The organism is Alicyclobacillus sp. ALC3 (genome assembly GCF_028751195.1).
GTDB lineage: Bacteria > Bacillota > Bacilli > Alicyclobacillales > Alicyclobacillaceae > Alicyclobacillus_L.
Genome location: NZ_CP066784.1, coordinates 1,956,558 through 1,981,185 on the forward strand (window position 1 = coordinate 1,956,558; position 24,628 = coordinate 1,981,185).

General features: G+C 53.0%; 23 protein-coding genes and 2 pseudogenes. 17 read left to right on the plus strand and 8 right to left on the minus strand.

Annotation, left to right across the window (positions count from 1 at the left end; genetic code table 11):
* Positions 1-83: 83 nt before the first annotated feature.
* Positions 84-623: a TlpA family protein disulfide reductase gene (locus JC200_RS09215; protein WP_274435969.1), complete on the minus strand. Its 540-nt coding sequence runs from the start codon at positions 621-623 to the stop codon at positions 84-86.
* Positions 624-810: 187 nt separating this feature from the next.
* On the opposite strand from JC200_RS09215, the gene JC200_RS09220 reads away from it, so the two are divergent.
* A complete protein-coding gene (locus tag JC200_RS09220; protein ID WP_274435970.1) occupies positions 811-1,353 on the plus strand; it encodes a cupredoxin domain-containing protein in 543 nt (180 codons plus the stop codon).
* A gap of 515 nt (positions 1,354-1,868) precedes the next feature.
* On the opposite strand, the gene JC200_RS09225 is transcribed toward JC200_RS09220, so the two are convergent.
* Positions 1,869-3,260, minus strand: coding sequence for an ATP-binding protein (locus JC200_RS09225; RefSeq protein WP_274435971.1), 1,392 nt, complete (start codon positions 3,258-3,260; stop codon positions 1,869-1,871).
* Positions 3,257-3,943 carry a response regulator transcription factor gene (locus JC200_RS09230; protein WP_274435972.1) on the minus strand — a complete coding sequence of 229 codons (687 nt, stop codon included), beginning with the start codon at positions 3,941-3,943 and terminating at the stop codon, positions 3,257-3,259. Before JC200_RS09230 ends, JC200_RS09225 begins: the two co-directional genes overlap by 4 nt.
* 139 nt (positions 3,944-4,082) lie before the next feature.
* Between JC200_RS09230 and JC200_RS09235 the strand changes: the two genes are divergently transcribed.
* The 7 genes and pseudogenes from JC200_RS09235 to JC200_RS09265 all read left to right on the plus strand — a co-directional run bounded on the left by JC200_RS09235 (position 4,083) and on the right by JC200_RS09265 (position 8,271).
* A complete protein-coding gene (locus tag JC200_RS09235) occupies positions 4,083-4,301 on the plus strand; it encodes a hypothetical protein (protein ID WP_274435973.1) in 219 nt (72 codons plus the stop codon).
* An 89-nt stretch (positions 4,302-4,390) separates the two neighbouring features.
* Positions 4,391-4,621, plus strand: coding sequence for an SHOCT domain-containing protein (locus JC200_RS09240; protein WP_274435974.1), 231 nt, complete (start codon positions 4,391-4,393; stop codon positions 4,619-4,621).
* A 135-nt stretch (positions 4,622-4,756) separates the two neighbouring features.
* Positions 4,757-5,026 (plus strand): DUF2933 domain-containing protein, encoded by a 270-nt coding sequence (locus JC200_RS09245; RefSeq protein WP_274435975.1) that lies wholly within the window; start codon positions 4,757-4,759, stop codon positions 5,024-5,026.
* A 101-nt stretch (positions 5,027-5,127) separates the two neighbouring features.
* A pseudogene (locus tag JC200_RS09250) lies at positions 5,128-5,540 on the plus strand (class I SAM-dependent methyltransferase).
* Between the two features lie 713 nt (positions 5,541-6,253).
* Positions 6,254-7,309 carry a hypothetical protein gene (locus JC200_RS09255; protein WP_274435977.1) on the plus strand — a complete coding sequence of 352 codons (1,056 nt, stop codon included), beginning with the start codon at positions 6,254-6,256 and terminating at the stop codon, positions 7,307-7,309.
* A 34-nt stretch (positions 7,310-7,343) separates the two neighbouring features.
* Entirely contained in the window at positions 7,344-8,027 is a 684-nt protein-coding gene (locus JC200_RS09260; RefSeq protein WP_274435978.1) for a PspA/IM30 family protein, read from the plus strand.
* Between the two features lie 28 nt (positions 8,028-8,055).
* The gene (locus tag JC200_RS09265; protein WP_274435979.1) at positions 8,056-8,271 is read left to right on the plus strand and encodes an SHOCT domain-containing protein; all 216 of its coding nucleotides are present in this window, start codon (positions 8,056-8,058) and stop codon (positions 8,269-8,271) included.
* A gap of 281 nt (positions 8,272-8,552) precedes the next feature.
* Here the strand turns inward: JC200_RS09265 and merA are convergent, their stop codons facing one another.
* The 3 genes from merA to JC200_RS09280 all read right to left on the minus strand — a co-directional run bounded on the left by merA (position 8,553) and on the right by JC200_RS09280 (position 12,616).
* Positions 8,553-10,217 carry a mercury(II) reductase gene (gene merA, locus JC200_RS09270; protein ID WP_274435980.1) on the minus strand — a complete coding sequence of 555 codons (1,665 nt, stop codon included), beginning with the start codon at positions 10,215-10,217 and terminating at the stop codon, positions 8,553-8,555.
* A gap of 431 nt (positions 10,218-10,648) precedes the next feature.
* Positions 10,649-11,848, minus strand: coding sequence for a redoxin domain-containing protein (locus JC200_RS09275; RefSeq protein ID WP_274435981.1), 1,200 nt, complete (start codon positions 11,846-11,848; stop codon positions 10,649-10,651).
* A gap of 42 nt (positions 11,849-11,890) precedes the next feature.
* Entirely contained in the window at positions 11,891-12,616 is a 726-nt protein-coding gene (locus JC200_RS09280) for a cytochrome c biogenesis CcdA family protein (RefSeq protein ID WP_274435982.1), read from the minus strand.
* A gap of 304 nt (positions 12,617-12,920) precedes the next feature.
* On the opposite strand from JC200_RS09280, the gene JC200_RS09285 reads away from it, so the two are divergent.
* The 6 genes and pseudogenes from JC200_RS09285 to JC200_RS09310 all read left to right on the plus strand — a co-directional run.
* Positions 12,921-13,121, plus strand: a complete 201-nt coding sequence (locus tag JC200_RS09285) for an SHOCT domain-containing protein (protein ID WP_274435983.1) — start codon at positions 12,921-12,923, stop codon at positions 13,119-13,121.
* A 55-nt stretch (positions 13,122-13,176) separates the two neighbouring features.
* On the plus strand, positions 13,177-13,362 hold the full coding sequence (locus tag JC200_RS09290) for a YHS domain-containing protein (protein ID WP_274435984.1): 186 nt from the start codon (positions 13,177-13,179) through the stop codon (positions 13,360-13,362).
* Positions 13,363-13,601: 239 nt separating this feature from the next.
* Positions 13,602-13,898 carry a metal-sensitive transcriptional regulator gene (locus JC200_RS09295; RefSeq protein WP_274435985.1) on the plus strand — a complete coding sequence of 99 codons (297 nt, stop codon included), beginning with the start codon at positions 13,602-13,604 and terminating at the stop codon, positions 13,896-13,898.
* A 30-nt stretch (positions 13,899-13,928) separates the two neighbouring features.
* A complete protein-coding gene (locus JC200_RS09300) occupies positions 13,929-16,307 on the plus strand; it encodes a heavy metal translocating P-type ATPase (RefSeq protein WP_274435986.1) in 2,379 nt (792 codons plus the stop codon).
* An 87-nt stretch (positions 16,308-16,394) separates the two neighbouring features.
* Positions 16,395-16,610 carry a heavy-metal-associated domain-containing protein gene (locus tag JC200_RS09305; protein WP_274435987.1) on the plus strand — a complete coding sequence of 72 codons (216 nt, stop codon included), beginning with the start codon at positions 16,395-16,397 and terminating at the stop codon, positions 16,608-16,610.
* Positions 16,611-17,148: 538 nt separating this feature from the next.
* Positions 17,149-17,284: pseudogene (locus JC200_RS09310) on the plus strand (metal-sensitive transcriptional regulator); the annotation flags it as partial.
* A 415-nt stretch (positions 17,285-17,699) separates the two neighbouring features.
* Here the strand turns inward: JC200_RS09310 and JC200_RS09315 are convergent.
* Entirely contained in the window at positions 17,700-18,650 is a 951-nt protein-coding gene (locus JC200_RS09315; protein ID WP_274435988.1) for a C39 family peptidase, read from the minus strand.
* Positions 18,651-19,679: 1,029 nt separating this feature from the next.
* On the minus strand, positions 19,680-19,883 hold the full coding sequence (locus JC200_RS09320; RefSeq protein WP_274435989.1) for a hypothetical protein: 204 nt from the start codon (positions 19,881-19,883) through the stop codon (positions 19,680-19,682).
* A gap of 1,395 nt (positions 19,884-21,278) precedes the next feature.
* Here JC200_RS09320 and JC200_RS09325 point away from each other — a divergent pair.
* The 3 genes from JC200_RS09325 (at position 21,279) to tnpC (ending at position 24,618) form a co-directional block, all read left to right on the plus strand.
* Positions 21,279-21,977 carry a response regulator transcription factor gene (locus tag JC200_RS09325; protein ID WP_274435990.1) on the plus strand — a complete coding sequence of 233 codons (699 nt, stop codon included), beginning with the start codon at positions 21,279-21,281 and terminating at the stop codon, positions 21,975-21,977.
* Positions 21,978-22,286: 309 nt separating this feature from the next.
* Positions 22,287-23,150: a Druantia anti-phage system protein DruA gene (locus JC200_RS09330; protein WP_274432013.1), complete on the plus strand. Its 864-nt coding sequence runs from the start codon at positions 22,287-22,289 to the stop codon at positions 23,148-23,150.
* Complete coding sequence (gene tnpC / locus JC200_RS09335; protein WP_274435991.1) at positions 23,140-24,618, plus strand: IS66 family transposase; 1,479 nt, start codon at positions 23,140-23,142, stop codon at positions 24,616-24,618. Before JC200_RS09330 ends, tnpC begins: the two co-directional genes overlap by 11 nt.
* Positions 24,619-24,628 lie beyond the last annotated feature (10 nt).

Here is a 24,628-nt window from a genome sequence, read left to right on the forward strand (position 1 = left end):
TTTCGCAATGCCTCCCAACATCGGTTGCCGCCTGGAGTCAGGTAGCAGCCATTTTCTTTATATATTTACGATTCCTGCGCTGTCTACTTCATACCAGCATGTTCAGCAGCTGACACCATCCGTTGCAGAGACATTGGCCCAATCAGGTGAGAAACAATCTTTCCGTTCCCGTTGACCAGGATGGTTTCAGGCTGACCTATCACTCCAAACGCGTGGGACCAGTGGTTGTTGGGGTCTAACAGCACCGTAATGGACGATGGGAGTTGATAGTGGCGGACGTAAGACCGAACGTAGGGCACCCCATCTCCACGGTCAACCATCACAATGTGAATACGGTTTCCGTACCGTTCGGCGAACCGAACGAGATCTGGAGTTTCCTGAATACACGGCTGACACCAAGGAGCAAAGTAGTCGATAAAGACCGGTTCTCCACGCAACGAACTCAGCGCAAAGGGTGTCGAAGATATAGTCGTCGTCGTGATGTCTGGCGCTTGGTCGCCAACCCCGGCGACTTTTTGGTTTTGAATATACTTCGCTACAATCCACGTAGATAACACGACTAGTACAGCCATAACTGCAATGGGAATGATGAGTCGGCGACGCGAGACATGGACCTCGCTCACTTTAACACGCCCTCCAGTGTCACCCTACAAGTTGCGCAGGGCTTCGGATTCAAGCGCGGGTGTCTGGCGCTATCAATGCTTAATGTTACCACAGGGTACTACCTGTACTAGTCCTTTCGGAACTTGCGGTCGTTGCAATAGTAGATGGACAATAAACGCGAACTCATTGCAGAGGGGGGAATCTCCAATGAGAACCGGGTTCATCGCAGAGGGTGTCGCACTGATTTTGGTGACATTGTCCGGATGTGCGACAGCACCGTCGTACAGAACAGGGATGCCAACCGGAGGCATGATGGGAACGTATGGCTCGTACTCATCGAATCAGACCGTAAACAGTTCGAGCGGGGCCAACACATCGATATCCGATTCGCCGGATGCCAAACAACATGTTCATCTGACTATCCTACCAGGCATGAAACTCGGCCCCGACGGCAAAAAACACGATGCGTTTTCTCCAGCCAACTTCACACTCATGCGAGGGGTCCAGACGGAAATCATCATCTACAACTACGATGACATGCCGCATAGTCTTACGGACCCTGCGCTCGGACTGAACGTTCAAGCCGCCCCTTCAAAGGAAAGCGGCCGTCCTGGTGTGACAACGGTTACGTTCACGCCAACGCACGCGGGAACCTCGACCTGGCGGTGTGTGGACCCTTGCGATTTAGACAATGGTCAGTGGGCGATGTCCCACCCTGGCTACATGACGGGCAGCATCACTGTCGAATAGGTGCTATTAGGTTGTGACGCTTGCCCAAGTGGGCATAACGGGGCATACCACAACTCTTTCTTCATGCCAATCCCCCTATCTCCTGATGCACGAGTCGCTATTTCATCTGCCCCGTGCGTGCAATCTTGTGCCGCAGTGAGGACACACATTCCACTCTTCCCGAACGTAGCGCTGACAAAAGGAACACTTTGTGTGCGTCCGTTGGGTGGCCTTCACGAGACTCCAGCCTCCAACGACTACTATGGCCATCACGAACATCATCACCAACACATTCACCGTTCGTATCGTTCCCATACGCGGCGCTATCGCCGCTATGGACATGATGGGTGCGAAGCCTAGGCTCGCAATGACGAGACAGGACAAGCCGGCCACCACAAGTACAGATGCAATAATCCAGTCCACGTGCTTCAGTCAGACCATCCCCATGATCTTCAGCTGCTTCCCACGGTAGGCGATAATTGTGCAGAAAGTGTGTGGAGTTCTGGGACGGTCTGTGACAGCCGGTGTCGCGCAGGTTAACTTTGAGGTGGGTCGAGCGGTAATTGAACCGTGATCGTGGTGCCTTGGTTTTCTTCACTTGCCGCAGAAACATGCCCATCGTGTGCCTCTACAATGTGTTTGACAATGGCGAGTCCCAATCCACTACCTCCACTCACGCGAGCTCGCGACTTCTCCACTCGGTACATACGCTCCCAGATATGCGGCAATTCATTCTGCGGAATCCCGATTCCCGTGTCCGACACATCCAATTCCACCCACTTGCCGATCTGCTTCACACTCACCCGCACAGAGCCTCCAGCCGGCGTGTATCGAATGGCGTTATCAAGCAGATTGACCAGCACCTGCTCCATTCGTGCCCGGTCCGCAGATACATTCGGGATCGGCGATAAAGTGCAACTCAAATTGATCCCCTTTTCCTCTGCTCTGTGGCGCATTCTGTCGACAACGCCTGACGTCACCACCCCCATATCCGTGGCTTGCTTGTCGATCGCCAAAGCGTGTGAATCGGCTTGAGCAAGAACAAACAGGTCGTTGACCAAGGTTTCAAGACGCGTTGATTCGTCGTGTATGATTTGCACGTACTGGTGCCAGTCCTCTTCCGAATTCGCCAGACCGTCATTCAAGACTTGGCTGTAACCACGGATGTAGGTCATTGGCGTGCGCAATTCGTGCGCCACATCCGATAGAAACACTTTTCGAGATGTATCGAGTCGATTCAGGTTGACTGCCAGTTCGTTGATAGCTTCGCCAAGGGTCCCTACTTCGTCTTGCCCGATTACCGGTACGCGGGCCGAGTAGTCGCCGCCCGTCATCGTCTTGGCAGCCAACGCCATGCGTTGCAGTGGATTCGCGATTCGCCTTGACAGGATCACGACGAGGCCAAGCGCAACAAGGACTCCTCCCACACCTGCGACGAGAAGCAACCACGTCACGTGACGAAAGGCCGCTTGAACTGCGCCTTCAGGGCGAAATATAAGGACAGCGCCAGACTCGCCGCCCTGGCCTTGAATGGGTACGGCCGCAAGAATGCCGGTACTCCTAAACAAACGGCTATAGCCCACTACTACTCGTCCACCGCCATGTAGCGCCGCTGACATCGCTGACTGATCACTTGTATTCGGCGATGTCAATCGGAGAGACGGAGATGCCGCGACCACCTTCCCCCGTGGGTTGACCATGACTAAAGAGGCGTCTGCGGTGTTGCACAACATCTGCATCATCATCGTTCCGCCCATGGCCGACATGTTCGCGTACTGCTGTGCCTGTGTGAGAAGTTCGCTGGCCGCCTGGCCGTTGAACGCATTTTTGAGCAGGCGATCGAGCGCAAAGAATTGCAGAACAGAAACAAGCAAAATCAGGGCCACGATTGACACCCCGATTTTTGCCGCAAGACTTCGGCGGATCATGAGTCGGCCTCGAAGCGGTATCCGATTCCCCACACCGTCTTCACCGGGCTAGGCTCGAGTCCTGCATGCCTCAGCTTCTCTCGAATGTTCTTCACATGACTGTCCACCGCGCGGTCCGCCCCCTCGTAGTCCCTCGACCAAATCCGGTCAACTAGTTCTTCGCGGGAGAAAGTTCTTCCGGGATGTCGGGCCAATTCCAGCAACAGGTCGAACTCTTTAGGCGTGAGTGGAACATGCGATTTGTCGACCGCGACGCTCCTCCCTTTGACATCAATTCGCAGTCCCATCAAATCAAACGCCAGTTGTTCATCCTCTTCTTGAGCGGAGCGCCGGAGTAAGGCGTGCACCCGGGCGACCAATTCCCTGCCGTCAAACGGTTTGGTGAGGTAATCGTCCGCCCCGTGGGTGAGACCGGAAACCCGGTCCTCCACCTCTGTTCGAGCCGTCAGCATGAGGATCGGGAGCGATGCTGACATATCGCGGATCCGCGTACATACGTAAAACCCATTGAGCCCCGGCATCATGATGTCGAGAATCACAACATGAGGCCGAGACGCTTCCACCTGACGCAGCGCCTCTTGCCCATCCGTCGCTTCCACAACGGAAAAACCTGCACTCTGCAGGTAAATCCGGATCAGATTGCGCATCTTTGCTTCGTCATCGACGACGAGGACTCTCTTCACAGTAGTCCCTCCCGTGAAAAACCACAATCTTCGTTACTCATCCGCAAATTTGTCACACATCCCGCATTCTTTCTCCACACTTGCGCTTTATAACGATCTCGAAGGAAGATCCTGCGTCCCAGAAAGGACGGTGAGTCTAGTGAAAAAACTGCTCTGGGTCTTGCCTGTGCTTGCCATCGGCGTTGCTATTGGCGGACTCACGATCCCGAATGTGTTCGCCTCAAGCACTGCTTCTGCGAGTGCAGCGTCCACACAGGCAGGAGAATGGATGGGAAGTTCTCTGAGCACTCCTCAGGGCCAGGCCATGATTCAGGCCTGCGAGGGGTACATGAGTCAGTACGATCAGTCCAACAAGTAGCGCGACCTTCGCCGGGCGGGACGAACGTCGCTTCATCCTGCCCGGCCATCAAAACTCTGGAGCCTGTCTCCCTGAAGGAGTGGATTGTCATGATGTACGGTTTTGCCGGTTCGGGCTGGTATGGCTGGCTGTCACCCATGCTTTGGATTGTCATTCTCGTCGCCGTCGTGTACCTGGTGGTCTACGTGCTCGATAAGTCTCTTCATAGGTCACACACGGTGGAGTCGGACGCAGCACAGATCTTGCGCGAACGGTTCGCTCGCGGTGAGATTGACGCCGCCACGTTCAGCGAGATGAAGAAGCAACTCAAGCAGCGCTGAACGTATCCCGAGTCTTCCCGACACAGTCCCAGTATAGCCTTTACGCTAGCACACCGCCGCTGAGGTGAAATGGTCCAAAGTGACCATTCGTACAACTGACAAGGCGATTGCAATACCTGTGAGGAGGTTTGTCACATGTTACAGACCTTAGGAACCATCGCTCTCTTCCTGATTTGCCCGCTCATGATGGTGTTCATGATGCGCGGGATGCATGGCGGACATTCCGACCATAAGATGCGCGGCCAGGCAAAACTAAAGTGCCGCTCCCCCCAGGAAAAACTGGCAGCACTGCGTGGTCAATTAGACGACCTGCAGGCTCAATACGACCACTTGGAACATACCATGCATGCCGAAACCTCACCGACGTCTGCGGCGGTCGACAGATACCGGGAAAAGCATTTCTGACTGCGAAAACAAAGACGGGAGATGGGGTCATGCAAATCTCTACGAAGTTCGTGCAGCGCAGATATGACCGGATTGCCCCCTTGTACCAAGCCATGGACCGCATGATAGACGACTCGCAACGCACGAAGTTGCTGAGCGCTGCACATGGAGACGTGCTCGAAGTCGGTGTGGGAACTGGGGCCAACATCCCCTTCTACCCACTTGGTGCAACCGTGATTGGGATCGACTTGAGTTCGCGGATGCTTTCCTACGCGAAGCGACGAGCCAGGGAGGCCAGAGCACAGGTGCGGCTGCTCCAAATGGACGTACAGCCCTCTCCTTCCCTCCAAACACCTTCGACACCGTTGTCTCTTCATGCGTGTTCTGCACTGTACCTGACCCAATCCAGGGCCTTTCTGAAATTCGACGCGTACTCAAACCCGACGGCGTCCTACTGATGCTTGAACACATGCAAAGCGAGCACCGCTTGATCGCGTGGGCACTTAACGCGATCAACCCACTCAGCGTCGCTTGACGGGTACGAATGTGAACCGCAAAACACTCGAAAATCTCCAGACCGCCGGATTTGAGCTGGAAAGGGCTGATCCCGTCGCCTTTTTCGATGTCTTCCGGCGCATTGATGCCGTTCCTGCACAGGGGCAGGCGGCTAGGGGACTACACTCGGTCGAGCATTGGTGATACATGGGAGGAAACTGACTCATTGGCCGAAAGATAACAGCTACACGAAATCGACCTCATGCTCGCCTTCATCATGTTGTGCGTGCTGGCCGTACATACCACGTCGTTCTTCAACTCCCTAAACACCGACATGCCCCTCCATGCGCATGACCTCCTCAAACGAACATATACAAACCCGTAGTGGTAAGTTCACTTGCGGCATGGTACCAGACAAAAAGTATGTGCCTGCGTGCGCATCGGTGGGAACTCGCGCACTTCAACACACGACGTATTTTCCCCGATCTCTACTCTGAACCTCCGCTTCGTCTGGCGAACCAGCACTGTTTTTGAGTTCGTCCAAGCTGGATATGGAGAGCCCTGTTTCTGTGGGAGTAGGTGCACGTGACTAGCATGAGTACGGTCGCCCCGGTGTGTAATCGGAGGCCTTCGTCGGTCCTGTCTCTCAGGTGACTTGCGACAATTTGTTCTTTGTTTCTCCATCGTTTCCACACAGTTTTTGCGTATTCTGAGGCTGCTCGAACGGGGGCTTAGTCAAGGAGGTGTGTACGATTGGGGCTGTTCGACCGTTTGCGCGGGGGCATAACCAGGCAAGACGCCGGCTCCCCAGAGCATCTAGAAGGCTACCGGCGAATCGGTGAGCAAGTCTACGAAGCGAAAGTGGAACTGGCTGAAGATGCGAGCCCTCGCGTCAGACTGCTATTACACATTGCCGAGGCGTTTCAGGTCATGGGTGACGCGCTCGTTCTCGATCTAAGTGGCGCAGACGCACATGTCGCCAGAACCACACAAGAACAAGCGGAGACATGGTACGGACGCATTCCAGATTTGCTGATCGCCGCCAGAAAAGAGTCCGTGTACCCTGGCAGCGGTCAGGTATCTTTGCCGATCCAAATTGGTTCCCACGCGTTCACTCAAGAAATGTGCCCGCTTGGCTATCTGCTGGGCTTGCGCAGGGCTGCGGGCGATATGGAGGATCTCATTAATCCGGAGGTGCTGCGTCTTCGCACGAACAAGGACGAGTTTCGCGAAACACTTCTCCTGTATGAGGAAGCTCGCACCCGCAAGTCGACCGGAGACGCACTGATTGGGTCCATCATGGGAGGACGCAATGTCCCGCACGAAACCCATGAGGATGCCCGAATACAATATTGGCAAGCACTCACGAATTACCTGCTGATGATCCAAGGCATTCAGGACAATGCACTCATCGTCGACCTCTTTTCACCCAAAAGCCGCTTGGATGACGATGATGTGTGGAAAGTGACTGCCCGACTGGCCGTCGACGACGTTCGAGCAAGTGGAGAACTCGAACAGACGCAACAAACGTTAACCGAGTTCTGGGCCGCACATTCCATTACCGATGAAGAGCGTCGGTACCAGAACACCGTAGAAAGACTGCTCAAAGAGGGCGCTATTCAGGAAAATGGTTACTGGTACAAACCGCCTTTCAACCCTGTGTACCTCGTTGTGTCGGTTCGCGTAGAGGTGCTCGGGCGGAAGATTCCGCAGGGGCATGAGCTCGTGTGGGATTACCCATGGCAGGGACAGGGTATGAGGTTTCTGACCAGACCATCCTTCCGATATGCAGAGCAACGCACGCACTGACGCGATATAAATCACGAGAGGAGACGTCGGATCCATGTCACTACTTACCCGATTCAAGGACCTTGTCAGAGCAAATTTGAACGATTTAATTTCGAAAGCCGAGGATCCCGAGAAAAGCTTGAACCTCTTCATTGAGGATGCCACTGAACATGTTCGCGAGTTCACCGTGGAAGTTAACCGTTATGAGGCGGAACGAATCATGCTACGGGACCGCATCAAGGCCAGTCAAAAGGCTACTGACGAATGGCAGGAGCGCGCTGAACTTGCCCTGAAGCAAGAAAAGGAGGATTTGGCGAGGAGAGCTTTGGAACAGTCGCAAAAGGAGAAGACTCACCTCGAAGAGATGAACGCTGAACTTGTTGAGATGGACCAAACATCTGTGCAATTGAAAGAGCAACATCAACTGCTCCAGGAGAAACTCGCAGAAGCAAAAGAGAAACGAGACGACTTGATCAGAAGAAACCGATTGGCAACGGCGCAAAAAGGGGCGGCGGACTCCCTGAATGGTGCCAGCAAAACCGACCCGTTTGCGAAGTTTGACCGAATGGAGGACATTGTTCAACATAAAGAGGCCGAGGCTAAGGCTGCGTATACGACCATGACGGGAACACTGTCCTACGAAATAGATCAGTTAAAAAAGGATCAGCTTGAAAGCGACGTTGACGGTGCGCTCGCCAAGCTGAAAGAAAAAATCGCAGCGGAGACAAAGACATCCTGAGCACCGACCATTCGAGGAGGCAATCATCATGGGCTGTGGTGGTGGCGGATCCTTTATTCCCTTCCCGATTTCCATACCCGAGACAAGACTTGCTGAGCAGCGCCCGTCAGCGATTGATATCTTGAAGATGCGCTTGGCGCGGGGTGAAATTACGCTGAGTACTTTTCAGCAAATGCTTGCAGTGTTGGATGGTGAAACAATTGTACGACCCAAGGCACCAATTTCGCACATTCGGATGCCGTGATGCTGTCATCTGTTATCAGTTCAGGAGATGCCTACCCTAGTCTGACGGGCTCTGTTTTGACGTACAGAAGAGTACAAAACAGGTGATTGATTCAGGGAATGGCGTGCCAAATTGGCAATGAATTTGGCGCGCCATCTTTCTTGTATGCTGAATACAGCCCCCATCGGTCTTCTCTTCAGTTCGCTAGGCACCTACGATACAGCCACTCAGCCACGAACGGTCCATACAACTCCCCGACAACCGCCATCGTGAAGACAGCAGTGCCATTGGTTTCCCTGGACTTAACCCGCACAGCACGAAAGCTTCGATACGTCCTTATCAAACGTCAGCGCCGCCAGCTTTATCCCTTCCGCCACGGTTAGATACGGGGCAAGTGTTGACCGTAGATCCTCGACGGTAAGCCCAAACTTGACTGCAAGCACGCCGGAGTATATGACGTCACCTGCGTTTTCCGCCACTACATGAACACCAAGGATATTGCGTGTCTTTGCATCCGCTACGAGTTTGAATACGCCAGTCTTTTCTCGATTGACCAAAGCCCGAGGTACAGCGTCAAGCGGAAGTACGGAAGTCAAAACTTCGTATCCGCTGGATTTTGCCTGCTCTTCTGTAAGCCGAACCGTTGCAACCGCAGGGTTCGTGAATGTCACACCAGGAATGACCGCCAAATCGAACTTTTCTTCGCTTCCAGCCAGTGCGTTCCTCGCCGCAAGCGCACCTTCATAAGCTGCCACATATACGAATTGCGGTCCCATTGTAACGTCACCTGCGGCATAGATCTGGTGATTGCTCGTGCGAAGATATTCATTCACCACTACTTCGCCATGATCCCCTATTTCCACCTTCGCCGCACTCAGATTTAACGCTTCCGTATTGGGCTTGCGACCTGTTGCGACCAACAAGGCTTCCGCTTCGACGACTTGGTTCTGGCCATTCACCGTGAGATACACCCGTTTGATGTCCCCGTCCTGCTCGACTCGATTGAATGTCGCATTGGTGATGATGTTGACCCCTTGGTCTGTCAACGCCGTTGTGATTGCTTCTGAAACTTCAGGGTCGTACGACTTCAATACACGAGCACTTCGTTGCATCAGGGTAACCTCTGCACCAAGATTGTGGAACATCTGGCCGAACTCCATGGCGATATATCCAGAACCAATTACGGCCAATCGTTTTGGGAGTTCCTTGAGTTCAAGTGCCGTGGTGCTGACCAGGTAATCCACATCTTCCAATCCAGAGATGTTTGGCACAGCAGGCGATGCTCCGGGCGAAATCAGGAAGTTTCGAGCCTTAATTTCGCGTCCATTCACTTCAACTGTCGACTCATCTATAAAATGAGCCTCGCCCTGAATGAGTTCAAAGCCGTACGCGGCAATCAAGTCGACATGCTTATGCTGGCGGAGTTCTCCGACTAATTCATCTTTACGGTCGATAATTTCCGCCAAACCGACTGGCGCGGCATCTGTATTAAGGCCCAAGAACGGATTCTGCTTTGCCAGGCGGTTGATCTCGCCCGCTCGAAGCATGTACTTAGAGGGTACACAGCCAATCTCTACGCATGTCCCACCGACAGTTCCCCGCTCCACCATGGCAACTTTTGCACCGTACGACACTGCTTGGATTGCCGCCGAGAACGCTGAACCCCCCGACCCGATGATTAGCAAGTCGTAGTCGAAGTTCCCGCCAGTTTCGGATAGAACGCTAGGCTGTGGTTCGCTGAGGACGGTGGCGTCGCCAGGCTTGTATCCTGTGTCCGCAATTGCCTGTTTTACGGCATCCAGACGATTTAGGTCAGTTAATTCAAACGTCGCTTCATTTTTTCGAAAACTGGCAGATACACTTTGAACCCCCACGTGTTGTAGCGCATGGGATACGTGCCTTTCGCAATCATCACAAATCACTCCGCTTACAACAAGTCGGATTTTTTCCCTCGTTGATTCGGTCATTCAAGACATCTCTTCCCCAATTCAGCATTCGGAACCGACGTGAAAAGATACAGAACGCAAATGATTACATTGTAGTGAAAAGTGAGTGTGTGCATTGTTGTCAACTACAATCTCTTTAGCCCAACTGCAAAATTTGACGTATACGTTTATCGGAGACGCGATACAAAGTGTATTTTCCCGCTTGTCTTCATGTCACGGAACCACACCACTTCAAACAGGCCCATTGCTTCAAGTGTAAATTGTCCGCCTTGAACCAAGGCGAGCCCAAGGAGTAACAGTGCTCCAAGACCCAAGCCACATGCGTATGTTGTATCATTCATCGTTCTCGCACGGTACAGACATGCTCAGCACGCATCGCCATAGCTTGCGTGTAGTTTGGTGGATGTCGCCCCTCGTCCGGCTATATGAATCAGCAAACTCACCCTCGGTTTTCACGCGCCGATGTGTTGTTCAATCTGAGACTTCAGTTGATTAAATCCTATGAGTCCCTGATGGTACCACATGATGTGCCCGGAGGCAGACACCAGTGCCTGCGTCGGGATGCCATTCACACCGTACATGTTAGCAACGGAGTCTTTACTGTCGAGTGCAATGGGAAAAGGCAAGCGCAGCTTTTGAGCGTACGACTTGACGTGCTCTGTGGAGGATTCCGAACCTCGTAAGTCGATGCCGACGACACCTGCGAATCCTGGATGCTTTTGGGACCATCTCTGCAATTGAATAAGCGTTGGCATTTCTTCCTCGCAGTCAGGACACCAGGTCGCAAAGAACTCAAGCAGAGTAGGCTTGTTTCCGGCACCGACGGTGATTTGGCTCATGGTCCCACCAGGCTGAATGTCCGGGAGGGTAAAAGAACGCTGTGCGGCCCCACTGGGACCGAATTTTCCCGGCAGGTAAGCTAACTTGCGCACGGAGGGTATCGCGATATTTGGGTGACCTGGGATCAGCGGCACCACTTGCTTCATGATCATACGAACCTCTGTGCCGATGACCGGGGTGGATGATTGGTCAGAGTTAAGGTAAATCCAGCGCTCGTGCCCATCTGGACCAATCACGTACACCGCTGGCGTATGTTGAATGTTCGTGCCGTTTAGAACGACGGACTGTACGTAATACGCATTCCAGACTTTCTGGAGCTGTGAGCGCGAACCTGTGAAGTAGTGCCACATATGCAACACGTGGTGTTCTTTTGACCACGTGTAAGTATCCTTTACGGATGTCGCGTTCTGATTTGCGTTCACGGCCACGAATGCCACCTTTGAGGCGGATTTACCAAGGTCGTAACGGACATTTTGCAACACGGCCGCCGTAAGTGGGCACACTGTCGTGCACTTGCTATCGATAAAACTGAGAATAACAACCTTCCCACGAAAAGAAGACAGGCTCCCGGAATTCCCAAACTGATCCGTGAGGTGAAAGTTCGGCGCCACTTTCCCAGATAACTGCGTACCGGGATCCACTGACGCCGCGACGATGTTTGAGATGGAGTTGGTTTGCACCGGTGTTGCGTACTTTGGATTCACGTGTAGGTGAGTGCTCAACCTCCACATTCCGACGCCAGCACCCAACACCAGTACTACCGCAAGCGTCGCAAAAATCCACTGACGCAATTGCCCTGTACCCTTTCTCATAACATAACCCCCCCAGACCACAGGTTTGCTCTTGTGCACAATTCAGCTAAGAAAGACCGTGTGCAGGCCCGGCCCCCAGACCCAATACCACACCAAGTAAACGCCGCTCGCAGCCATCACGATGGCGCTTAACCGATGCACCATTGGAAGAGCAGTACGAATGAACCTTCTAAGAAACGAGTTCGCCAGCGTAGCCAAGGTAGATAAAATGGTTATAACAAGTCCCATCCCAACGGTATAAGAGGCAAACAGCATTGCAGTGCCCTGCGCACTCCTCCCCAGTCCTTCGGCGACCACAGCAAGGAACACTGGCAGACTGCAGGTCATGGAGATCAACCCGTAGCTGACACCGTATGCGATAAATGACGGGCTTGACCCTCTTCTAAACACCGTTTCAATGCGACTGGACACTCCACCAAAGGACAAGCGATCGGAGAGCGACCCACGCCACATAAACCATGCTGCCACGAATAAACCTGCGGAGACAACGAACGATATAAAGGGAACCACTTTGAAGAGCAGTTGTCCAACCACCCCGATAAGAAGACCGGCAGTGCCGAACACCATCATAAAACCTATTGTCATCAAAGCCCCTGATGCCGTTCCGAAGTACCACTTCCAGCGGCTTTCCTCGCTCCTACCGGACATCAAATAGACCAGGTAGGATGGCAGCAGGCCGACCCCGCACGGATTGAAGGCGCTGACAATTCCCGCCGTAAACGCGACCAACAAAGAAACGGGCAGTGTCGCCACCTCCGATCTCAACATTAAGGCTGCATCTGTGTCTGCCATGGAATCCTAAAGTCATAGATGACAGCATGAGCCCCTCGCTTGCTCCTATAATCATGGAAGGCAATTGGAACACAGTTCGTACTAAGCCTAACAAGGAGCAGAGAGGGCGGTCAACCATTACGCCTCCACCGATACAATTGAGACTGCTACACCCCACGATGTAGACTGTCCGCGCGTCTTACAAGTCCTTAGACACGCACTGTCCAAAATAGTCCATCCGAACGGTTGCATTATATACAATACGGGGGTATTGTGTCTATACAAAAGGAGGCGAGATACTGTGGGATGCTGTGGAGGCGGTAATTTTCGAAGCATGGGGTATGGCTACCGGGGCCATCGCGGTTACCAAGACGAACCGATTGAACGCGACGTGCGCCGCGCACAATCCAGTACGCCGCTTGATTTACTCAAAGAACGGTTGGCTAAAGGTGAAATCACAATTGATGAATATCAACGGCTGTCTGCTGTGCTCAGTTCTTAAAATGTACATGGTTTTACGCGGTGAGGGCATCAATGAAGTCAAGGAGGGAAATTAGATGAGCGTAGATCCGGTATGTGGGATGGAAGTCAAGGAAGATGGCACTCCTTCCGTGGAGCATCATGGAAAGACGTATTATTTCTGCTGCGAAGGTTGCAAAACGGCATTCAGTAACGACCCGGAGAAATACCTAAACAAGTCGAACGACGTGTCTCACGGACACCACGCGGGCCACCACCATTGAGTCGTTGAGGTAACTTTGTCGTGGGTCGAACGCCACGCATCGATGAAGGGTGCCGATGTGTGGCGTTCAACACAGTTTGCGAGAGTCATCAAGAAGTGGTGCTCTCATCCAATCACAGTTGTCGAATTAGCTATTTTCCTCCCCGAAAACACACACTTCAGCTGTGCGTTGAACTTTGACTCAAATACTATACGGGGGTATAATACATGTGAAGACCAATCAGGAATGGGGAATTCATCATGTCGGTGCATGTGCACAGTCACAGTTACGGGCCCAAGAAAGACGACCTTCAGCGGCGGCTCAAACGCATCGAAGGTCAGGTGCGGGGCATTCATAAGATGATCGACGAGGACCGCTACTGTGTGGACATCTTAGTACAGATCGCGGCCATCAAGAGCGCCCTTCAGCAGGTCGGCCTGTCGCTACTGGAATCCCACACGCGTGGGTGTGTAGCCGATGCTTTGAGCCACAACACTGGTGGCGACGAAAAGATCGATGAATTGATGGATGTCATCCGCCAGTTTACGAAATCCTGACGAATGTCTTAACAATCGAGGTGAACACACATGGCTATATCCACAGAAATCAATTTGCCTGTTGAAGGCATGACTTGCGCGTCCTGCGCAGCCCGCATCGAGAAGAACGTGGCAAAGCTCCCTGGAGTCAAGGAGGTCAACGTAAACCTTGCCTCTGAACGCGCCAGGGTTGTCATAGATGGAGAATCAACGTGGCAGGACGTTGTCCAGAAGATCGAGAAGTCCGGTTACTCGGTGCCGGAGCGAGAAGTGGACCTGAACATTACTGGCATGACCTGTGCCGCTTGCGCCGCTCGTATTGAAAAGGTGGTCGGGCGACTGGACGCCGTCGACAGGGTGAACGTCAACCTGGCCTCGGAGAAGGCGCACATCGTCTACTTTCCGGGCGTGCTTCAGGAACAGGACCTCATTCGGGCCGTTGAAAAAGCCGGGTACGGGGCAACACTGGCGTCAGAAGCTACCGCGCATGAGGAGAAGAAACGCAAGGAACAGGCTTACCGCCGTGAAGTGTGGACGTTCTGGGGGTCAGTCGTACTCACCCTCCCACTTGTCATTCAGATGTCTGTGCTACTGTTCGGCGGCAGTGCCTTTATGCCGAACTGGGTGAGTTGGATTCTGGCGACACCGGTGCAGTTCTACGTCGGGTGGCGGTTCTACAAAGGCGCGTATCACTCCCTGCGTGGGGGTGCCGCCAACATGGACGTTTTGGTTGCGCTTGGGACATCGGTAGCCTACTTCTACAGCGCCGTCTTGACGGTTCTTGGCCATGCGGAGACGTACTTCGACTCGTCGGCGACCGTCGTGACCCTGATCTTCATGGGCAAACTGCTTGAAAGCCGCGCGAAGGCGAAGTCCAGTTCCGCCATCGAATCTCTGGCCAAACTGGGCGCCAAAGTGGCACACGTCATTCGTGACGGAAACGAACAAGACGTGCCCGTGGAGGAACTGCGCATTGGCGACGTCGTAAGGGTTCGCCCAGGTGAGAAGGTGCCAAGCGACGGCACAATTTTAGACGGCAGTTCAACCATCGACGAGTCGTTTTTGACCGGTGAATCCATGCCTGTGGCTAAGGAACCCGGAGATACCGTGGTGGGTGCTTCAGTCAACCAATCCGGCGTCTTCAAGATGGAGATCACCAGGGTCGGCGCTGACACTGCGCTTGCACAGGTCATCCGCCTGGTCGACCAAGCGCAAGGCTCGAAAGCTCCGGTGCAGCGGCTCGCGGATAAGATTTCCGGGATCTTCGTTCCAATTGTCCTCGGCGTCGCCTTTTTCACCCTGCTTGTGTGGGGGTTCATCGTCGGCTGGACACCCGGTCTTATCGCTGCAGTTGCAGTTCTCGTCATTGCCTGCCCATGCTCACTCGGACTCGCCACGCCGACGGCGATTATGGTCGGCACAGGCTTGGGCGCTGAATCAGGGATACTCATCAAGGGCGGCGAGCATTTGGAGAAAGCTCACAAGGTCAACACAATGGTTCTTGACAAGACGGGGACTGTCACGCTCGGCAAACCGGCCGTCACCGACATGTGGGTGGCACCGGGTACGTCAGAGGAGGACCTGCTGGCGGTTGCTGCGGCACTTGAGGCACAGAGCGAACACCCACTCGGCGCAGCCGTGATCGCTCATGCAAAGGAACGCAACATGGACATTCCGTCAGCAGAAGGCGTTCAGGCTGTTCCGGGAAAGGGCATTGCTGGCGCTGTAAACGGTCAAACCATCCGCATTGGGAACCGGCGTTGGTTGTCCGACACTGGCGTTGCGGACTTCCCGGACGATGTGCTGGCACAGTTCGAGAATGAGGGCAAGACAGCCGTCCTTGTCGCGTCCGAGTCGACCCTTCTCGGCATGATTGCCATGGCAGATACCATCAAGCCGGACTCGGTGGAAGCCATCCGGCAATTGCGGGAGATGGGTATCGACGTCTGGATGATCACAGGCGACAACGAACGTACCGCGAGCGCGGTGGCCACAGAGGTCGGTATTACAAACGTGATCGCTGGTGTACTGCCCGAAGACAAGGCAAACAAAGTCCAGGAATTGAGAAACCAAGGCCGAGTGGTTGCCATGGTTGGCGATGGTATCAACGACGCGCCTGCACTCGCTGCGGCGGATATCGGGATTGCGATGGGCACCGGAGCCGACGTCGCCCTCGACGCAGCCGACATCGCCCTGATGCACGGGAACATGCAAGGCGCAGTCGACGCCATTCGGCTGTCTAAGGCGACGATGCGCAAGATTCGGCAGAATCTGTTCTGGGCGTTCTTCTACAACGTGCTTGGGATCCCGCTCGCTGCCCTCGGCCTCCTCAGCCCCATCATCGCAGGGGCTGCAATGGCAATGAGTTCCGTAAGTGTCGTCTCCAACAGCCTGTTGCTCCGGCGGTTCCCACTCGGAAAGGGGGTGTAAGCCAGGCAACTTGTTGACGTACATGCGACAGTTATCGTAGGGCTGGAATTAACCCTCCCCTACCTATCCAAACCACTTTTAGAGGAGATGTTGGATGTGACGACCGAAACCATTACCGTCAAAGGCATGACATGCGATGGCTGTGTGAATTCTGTAACGAAGGCGCTGAAGGGCGTCTCCGGTGTCGAAAAGGCCGATGTTGACTTGGCTGGTCAGAAGGCCACCGTCACATTTGACGATAGCAAGACCAACCTGGCAGCCTTGAAAGAGGCCGTCGAGGAAGCAGGATACGACGCAGACTAATTAACGAGAACTGAGCAACTTGTGACAAATCCAAATTCCCGCCTCGTCAGGCAACTCGGGGCGGGAATTTGCATCTTGCTGTGAGAAGGAAAGCCAACGCCGACAGCATTCTAAATAGAGGTGATATGAGATGGCACCAAGTTGGTTGACTGTCCTTCCTACGTATGGTTCGTTTTGTCCGCAATTCACCGTCTTGGTCGACTCCCCTCGCCTAAGAATCACAAGCAACAATCAACCACACTGTCAACGCCGGGTTACTTTCGAACCTGGGTCAATTGTAGTCCGGCGTTAACACACACATCCAGGAAGATGTCCTGAAAACCTTACAGACCAGAAAAAACCCCGTACATTGAGATCAGTTTCCTCTTTACATCACTTGCGAAATCTCCTTGTCCGAAGTCTCTTCAGGTACTTTGCTCAGGTCCTCATTCATCTCTTTCTGTGTACCTGTTCAGTTTGACAGACCATACATACTGGGGTATTGCGAACATATAGGACAAGAGAGTGAGGCACCAAAAAGGGCGCTGACCATGCCAATCATACCTACGGCCCCAAAACGGAGGACCTTCTAACACGACTTCGTCGGGTTGAAGGGCAAGTACGTGGTATTCAAATAATGATTGACGAGGACCGTTACTGGGTGGATGATCCTAACGCAGATAGCTGCAAGCCAAGTCTTAAGTGACCAAGCATTAAATTCAGGTGAATATCTATACACGAGCATAACGTATCACAACACCAATGATAGAAGGTACACTACTTGTTGAAGCATGGCGAGTGGATCCTGTGCTGCCCGTGTCAATACTATGGCAAATCTGTGCTGTATTGCTTTTGTAAACGTCAACATGGTGTCTGACCGGACACGGGTCGCCCTAAAGTGCGGTTTCACTTACAAAGATGTCGCTGTGAAGTTCGACAAATCAGGATACGCAATGTCAATACGAGAAGGGAACTTGAACATTACAGGAATGACGCGGGCGGCCTGTTCCGCTATGATTGAAAAGGTATTAAGTCGATTGGAAGCCGACAAAGAAGGCGAGTTTCAGTGGTGCATCAGAAAAAGATTACATCGCACTTAGCCCATATTAGTTAGAACGTTGGGTAAGCGCTAGACATCGAACCGTGCGCTGCGATTGTCACCGCCTGATTGCCGAGTTGGTGCCAAGCGCCAAGAAAGTTAGCTCTCTTCACCGGCTCGTCCTTTTGGCCTGTGAGGGGGTTGTTGATGTAGATGTAGTTCTGATCATAGCCGACTATCAAAACCGCATGCTCCTCCTGTGTTACGCGTATAGGGCCTTCAGGTGTCTGCCACGTCTCCCAAAACCTATCCGTCGGTTTCAGGTTTGCAGTAACCCACGCTTCAACTGGTACACCTCTCGCTACATAAGACAAAAGCTCTCCAAACGGATGCTCGGTCAAATCCAAACCTTCGCCAGGTAGAATTTTGTTCATAAGTTTTACTATAGGACCGTGATAGATACCAAAACCGTCTACCCACACATACGGAGACCCCACAAACCCGACGTTCGGATTACCCCATGAGATGATTCTGCCTGAAGCCGCCTTCACGCGTGGTGTCGGGTCGTATGGCTGTTCCTTGGCCAGCGTCATTTTGCTCACTGGGTGTCCAATCGCAGTAAAGAGCATCGACAGACTGGTCACTTCGCAGCCGTTTGGGAGTTGCGGGTTTTGGTTCTGCGGTGGAACATTGAGCATCACCGAGGCCGGGAGCGTGGTACCTTGGCTCAACGTCGTGTTGTTGTTCGGCACGCTTCCGTTCTGCTGGTTGGGCTGGGCTTTCGGTACTGTTCCTACCTTTGGGTCAGACTCGCCTTTTAGGCTCTGTTTCGACTTCGCGGCTGCTGTCAGTCCACCGTGCGCTCTGACGGGGATGAGCCACCACCTGGAACTCGCCCAACCTACGATTCCAAGAACCACGACCGCCCCCACGGCCACCAAGCGCCTGCGTCGCCTGGCAGCCCGCTGGCGAAGGCTCTTACGCGTCGCATTGAGTGCCCGCAGCTGTTCAAAGTCATCCATGCTCTCGTGCCCCCCACCACACCTGCAAGCTCCTCCAGTTGTCAAAATAGTGTAGCTGTGTCCCCAGCCTGACAGTCCCAGAGCAAAAGATAGGAGAAAGTCGCATTTTAAGAGTGCTGTGCTGTTCTGAAGTCTTGCCGTCTGTTTGAGAGGTCCTGTGTCGTTGTGCGAGTCCAGTGCACATGACCATGTACCGTTGCATTTTGTTGCGTACGCATCCTTGTGTCGACTCGTCCTTTCTATGCAACAAATTCTCTATTAAGTATAGAACGAGCAGACGCATAATGTCGATCCGTATCGAACCCCCTTTGTATGCATTTAGTCATGACAGAACCGCAGGCGTCTTCCTTACCCCTTGCTGCCTCAACCGCTTCCCAACCTTCGCGGACTGCATAATAAAAGGAGAGTGCCGCGATGGAGTGTATCCACCACCAACCGAGGATGGCCGTCAGTACCACACGGGATATCAGAACCCATGACATGTACGCACAGACTATGCTGCAGGAGCCGCCCGACCGAAGCGCCTTACCGCCGATCTCAGTCCCGATTCCCCTCTTCGTTCGCGACAAGCAGGCATGATGACGCCGGATGCTATCTCTAACCCGGGTCCTTGGTGGGTCTGCGCCCTGGTGACTTACCAGCTTAACAATGGATGCGACAACGATGTAGACCGCGAGCAACAGCAAAGCGATCCCCAAAACCCATCACGAAGTCTTCTCTGCTCACATGACCTGAGCAAGATTTGCCCGACGGAACTCGATGGTCAACCGCCAAAGCAGAACCGCCTCCGGCGACAAGTTCAATCACACTCTCAGCGCCAAGGTAGTAAGAGGTAATGACTGGAACCGACACATACATCCAGGCAACCACACCCCCGCTCCGTGCTCTTCGGGCCTCCGTTTAAACGGAGGTGCGTGGAGAGCGCTGCACATTTCCAGTCCTGTACACCCCCAAGTAAAGCGACCGAGTGGGCTCGCAATGCTCTACTATAGACGATTGTTGTCTCAAAAACGTGACAAAGATAGGATGTTATCCTTCTAGATAAATATTATTCCTTTCGCAATTTCCTGTTTCGTCTTCTGCTGTTGCAGTCTCTGCTTTTGCTCCTGCTGCTAATACGTGGAAAGTTTGTCCGCATACGACACGGACGGGAACGCAACCAGCGCCGCCGTAGCCATCGCCGCTGACCACACCAAGAGAATTCGCCGCTTCATCAAACCGTGTTCGCTCCATTCGCCGCAGCCCATGGAGCACCGCCTGATCTGCCGTGAGGCCAGACCATTAGGTCGGTCCATTTGGCGTTGGACAGATCGGATCAACTTCCACGGTTCGACGCTATCTGCTAAGATTCCACCCACGCCAGCACGATTGGAAAAATCGACCGGATGGGCCGGTATCGATGCGCACATTATCGTGATCTCAGTGCAGTCATGGCCATCACTGCGCGTGCGTGCTGACCGTGCAGCCCATTCGGTTCGTCATCGCGTAAAGGATGTAAGCCGCTGCTCTTCAAGTTATCGGGCACGCATGTGGGGGTCTTCAGTCACTGAGCCAAGGGAGTGCTTCAGAGCAATCAAAGCACTCCCTGGTAACCACTGGTGCGTTTATTTATTGGCGAAGAACCAGTTACTTTCGAAGTCATTTGTAGAGTCTATAAAGTATGCACCCGGGCATCACCCAATGTTAATCGACTGACCGCTTGGAATTCTAGCTTGCTCGAATTCCAACTACAGAATAGTGGTCAATAAACGCATTGCTGATGATGTCCGGCGCTATTCCAGCCCTCACCAAAACACACGGGGGTGGAGAGAACTCTACAACGAACGGACATCCGTTGAACGATGATACTCCCGGCTCAAACGAAGTTTAACAATGAACGATGTGCAAAACGCTCAGATATGTGTTCCTTCCCCATTCGATACGCATTGCACTAACGCAAGACAGTTCGCTCTTGATCCATCCACGAAGCAGGCCGGTGATATGCGGACCTCATTGTACTTTTCATGTCTTTCTGCGCATCGTCCCAGAACATTCAACACCAAACAGTTTTCATTTTTCTTAAATCTCCTCTCCGCTTTGCTGTTTGGCTATTCGCCCAACTCCCATTAACTCAAGCGGGGTTTCGTTGTCTCTTAATTTTGTACTAACCTATGAATCGTCCTCCCACGGCGATTACCCATTTTCTTAGTCCACTGTGCTTATATCGGGGTGTATGTGGTGTTATCCAGCCGAAAGTTGCCTAAGCATGCCGGTGTATCGCCGCGTGCCGCAAAGTCTCCTCTTGAATGCTCAGTAAGGTGCGTGTACTCCCTGTCATGTGTGCCCAGCGCTGAGTTCGTTTCATTTACTCTGTCCGCCCCCTGAACTCATGGGGTAAGTAATTGCCTTATGGACTTGTCATAGCTCATGGTCCGGCATAACATTAACATGAGGAACAGATTTCGATATCCAGTTTGGTTGTTGCAAGTGCACTGAACAGGTGAATGGGCGAATTTTAACGCCTTATACGTCTTATCACAAGATCGGCAGATGTATCTTGCTAGGTGGTATGCAGACCAATTAAATGGAAGCCGGCCTAATACAAGAACCAGCACACTCGACAAACCATATCTCTAAGGTGTGAGTAAGTTGAAACCATACACCATTCTAGTGGCAGACGATGAGCCCAAAATTGCGGACGTAATATCAGACTATCTGCAAAAAGCCGGCTATTCAGTAGCGTGTGCTTATACTGGTCGTGATGCCATATCAATGACCGAAACAGTTCGCCCCTCCCTCGTTGTCTTGGACCTCATGCTGCCAGACATGACGGGTGAAGAAGTATGCACACATCTTCGGACACGCACATCTGTTCCGGTTTTGATGTTGACTGCAAAGCACGCAGAAGAGGATCGGTTGAGGGGATTACTCTTAGGGGCGGACGATTACGTGACAAAACCGTGCAGTCCGAAGGAAGTCGTCGCACGGGTTGGGGCAATTTTACGACGGTCGTACAGGGGTGAAACTTTAGCCAACCGACTTGTCTACCGCCATGGTAATCTCGTTATTGACGACGAGAAGCAACTTGCCTTGCGGGGTGGGACAGACGCATCTTTAACACTTATGGAGTACAGGCTGCTCGCCACCCTCTGTCGACATCCTGGTCGTGTATTCAATCGAGAGGAACTTATCGAAGCGGCTTTCGGGCTCGACTTTAGAGGGGAATCACGTGCAATCGATGCTCACATAAAGAATCTGCGCTCGAAAATTGAGGATGACCCTAAGCGACCCGTATATATTCAGACGGTGTATGGCATGGGCTATCGGTTTGGAATCTTAGAATCATGAGTATGCGATCCAAGTTGATGTTGACCCTTTTCTTAACGATGACGGCTCTTATCCTTCTTCTTGCCTTTGTACTTCGGCTCGAGATACACCAGTGTTTCGGACTGGCATGCGAGGAGGTTACGTCATTGCCATCATCTGCGTCGCTAGCGTTACAGAAGCGCTTCGACGAAGCCTTAACTCAAAGTCTCATATGGACGCTACCGACCTTCGTCTTCATTATAGGCCTTATCGCCGTTACTACTCAGGTACCCGCTGAGTCCAGGCTAGAAATAGCTGGACTCAGCGGTCTTTTGTTTGTAGAATGGTGGTATGCAGATACAAGGACGCCACCTTACCGAACAAGATATTGCATGGATACGTGAACTCATCCATTGTCACCCTGACTGGAATCGCACTCGGTTATCGCGCGAACTGTGTGCGACTTGGAACTGGACAAACGGCAATGGCCAGCTAAAAGACATGGCCTGTCGTACCATGTTGCTCAAACTTGAGCGACTGAAATACATTCGACTTCCAGCCCCTCGCGCCGTCGGCGTTGGAAACGCGACAAGAATCGTTCGTTCCGTTGCCCATGACACTACCCCCGTTTCGGGTCCCTTGCGAGATCTGTTGCCGCTGCGAATCGAGATTGTAAAGACATCCGCATCATCAGTTTTGTTCCGACATTTGCTCGCCGCATATCATTACCTGGGATTCTGCGGCGCGGTCGGTGAAAACATGAAGTATCTTGTCTACGACCGGTACGGACGCCCATTAGCGTGCCTGCTCTTTGGGTCTGCTGCTTGGAAAGTTGCGCCACGCGACGCGTGGATTCGCTGGACACCGGGTGTTCGTCGGAATTCCTTATCCCTTGTGACAAACAACATGCGCTTTCTCATCCTCCCTTGGGTCACCGTTCCCAATCTGGCTAGTCATCTCCTCAGCCGCATCGCCAGTCGCATCTGCCGAGACTGGATGGACAAGTATGGTCATCCGGTGCACCTGCTGGAGACGTTTGTCGAACAGCAACGATTCCGTGGCACGTGCTACCGGGCTGCTAACTGGATTCAAGTCGGCCAGACGCAAGGGAGAAGCCGCAATGACACGCACCATACCTTGAGCGTTACACGCAAGGATGTTTATGTGTATGCCCTGGTGCCCAATGCAAGGGAGGTACTTTCGAATGGAATTTGAACTGGAATTTAAAGCAATGGAACGTGAATGCATTTTGCAAGTATATGAACAGGGACCTGATGCGGTTGTTGATTTGGTACGAGGACTCGTAGCTATCGTTGAGCAACAGGCGGCTGAAATCCGCGAGTTAAAAGAGCGTGTAAGGGTCCTCGAGAGCCAAGTGAACCAGAACAGCCGCAATTCCAGTAAGCCTCCATCTAGTGATGGATTTCGTAAACCAACGAATTCACGCCAGCCGGGTGGTAAGAGAGGCGGCCCCAAAGGGCATAGCGGGCACACTCTGCTCATGAGCAAGACCCCCGATGAGGTCATCGTCCACAAGCTTAACGCCTGTCCCAACTGTGCCGCATCGTTGGAAACGGTAGCCACGAAGGGCCTCGTGAAACGTCAGGTATTCGACTTGCCCGCACCTCGTCTCGTTGTGACAGAGCACCAAGCCGAGGAAAAGCGCTGTCCCTGCTGCAATACATTGCAACGTGCCAGCTTCCCGGATGGCGTCAAAGCTCCAGTGCAGTATGGGGATGGATTTGCAGCATGGACCACATATTTAAATGCCTATCATATGCTCCCTTTAGACCGAATCGGACAGTTCTATGCCGACCTAACTGGACAACGGCCCAGTGAAGCGACCCTGTTGAGCCAATTAGAGAGCATGGCGGGTGCCGTGGAGTTAAGCGCCATCCCCGTCATTCGGGAGAACTTGTGCAATGCGCCGCTGCTCCATACCGACGAAACGGGTGTACGTATCGTCAACAAACAACATTGGTTGCATGTCGTGTCCAATCCAGAATGGACGCTCATGGACACTTATCCACAGCGTGGTACCGGCGCGATTGAAGGCATGGGGATACTGGACACCTTTAAGGGCGTCGTCGTTCATGACTGCCTCTCGGCCTACTTCCGACCCATCTACTCATTTGAGCATGCGCTATGCAATGCTCACCTCCTGCGCGAATGTCAAGGTATCCTGGACAATGATGGACATCAGTGGGCTAAGCAGATGAAGGAATTGCTCCGAGGCGCTTGGAAGCTCACTAGGGACGCCCGGGAGAAGGGTCTCCCGCTCGCTGATGAAACCATTGCCGAGATTGAGACGGCTTACGATGCCATTCTTGAGCTAGGCAAAACTGAATGGGCGCTGGATCCTGTGCCGACGAAAACAGGACCACGTGGACGAAAGTGCAAAAGCAAAGCCGCTAATTTAGGACAGCGATTTGAGTCGCACAAGGAGTCCATCCTTCGCTTCCTTTGGGATGCGAACGTGCCCTCTGACAACAACCAGGCGGAACGGGACATTCGGATGACCAAGGTGAAACAGAAGGTCTCCGGGCTCTTTCGTACACAGGAGGGCGGTAAGACCTTCTCCGTACTCCGCAGCCTTATCTCTAGCCTGTTAAAACAGAACCTTCCTCTACTTCCTTCCCTGGTTTCGGTCCTTCGTGGCCAGCCGGTCTTCGCAGGGACCTGACAAAAGTAGC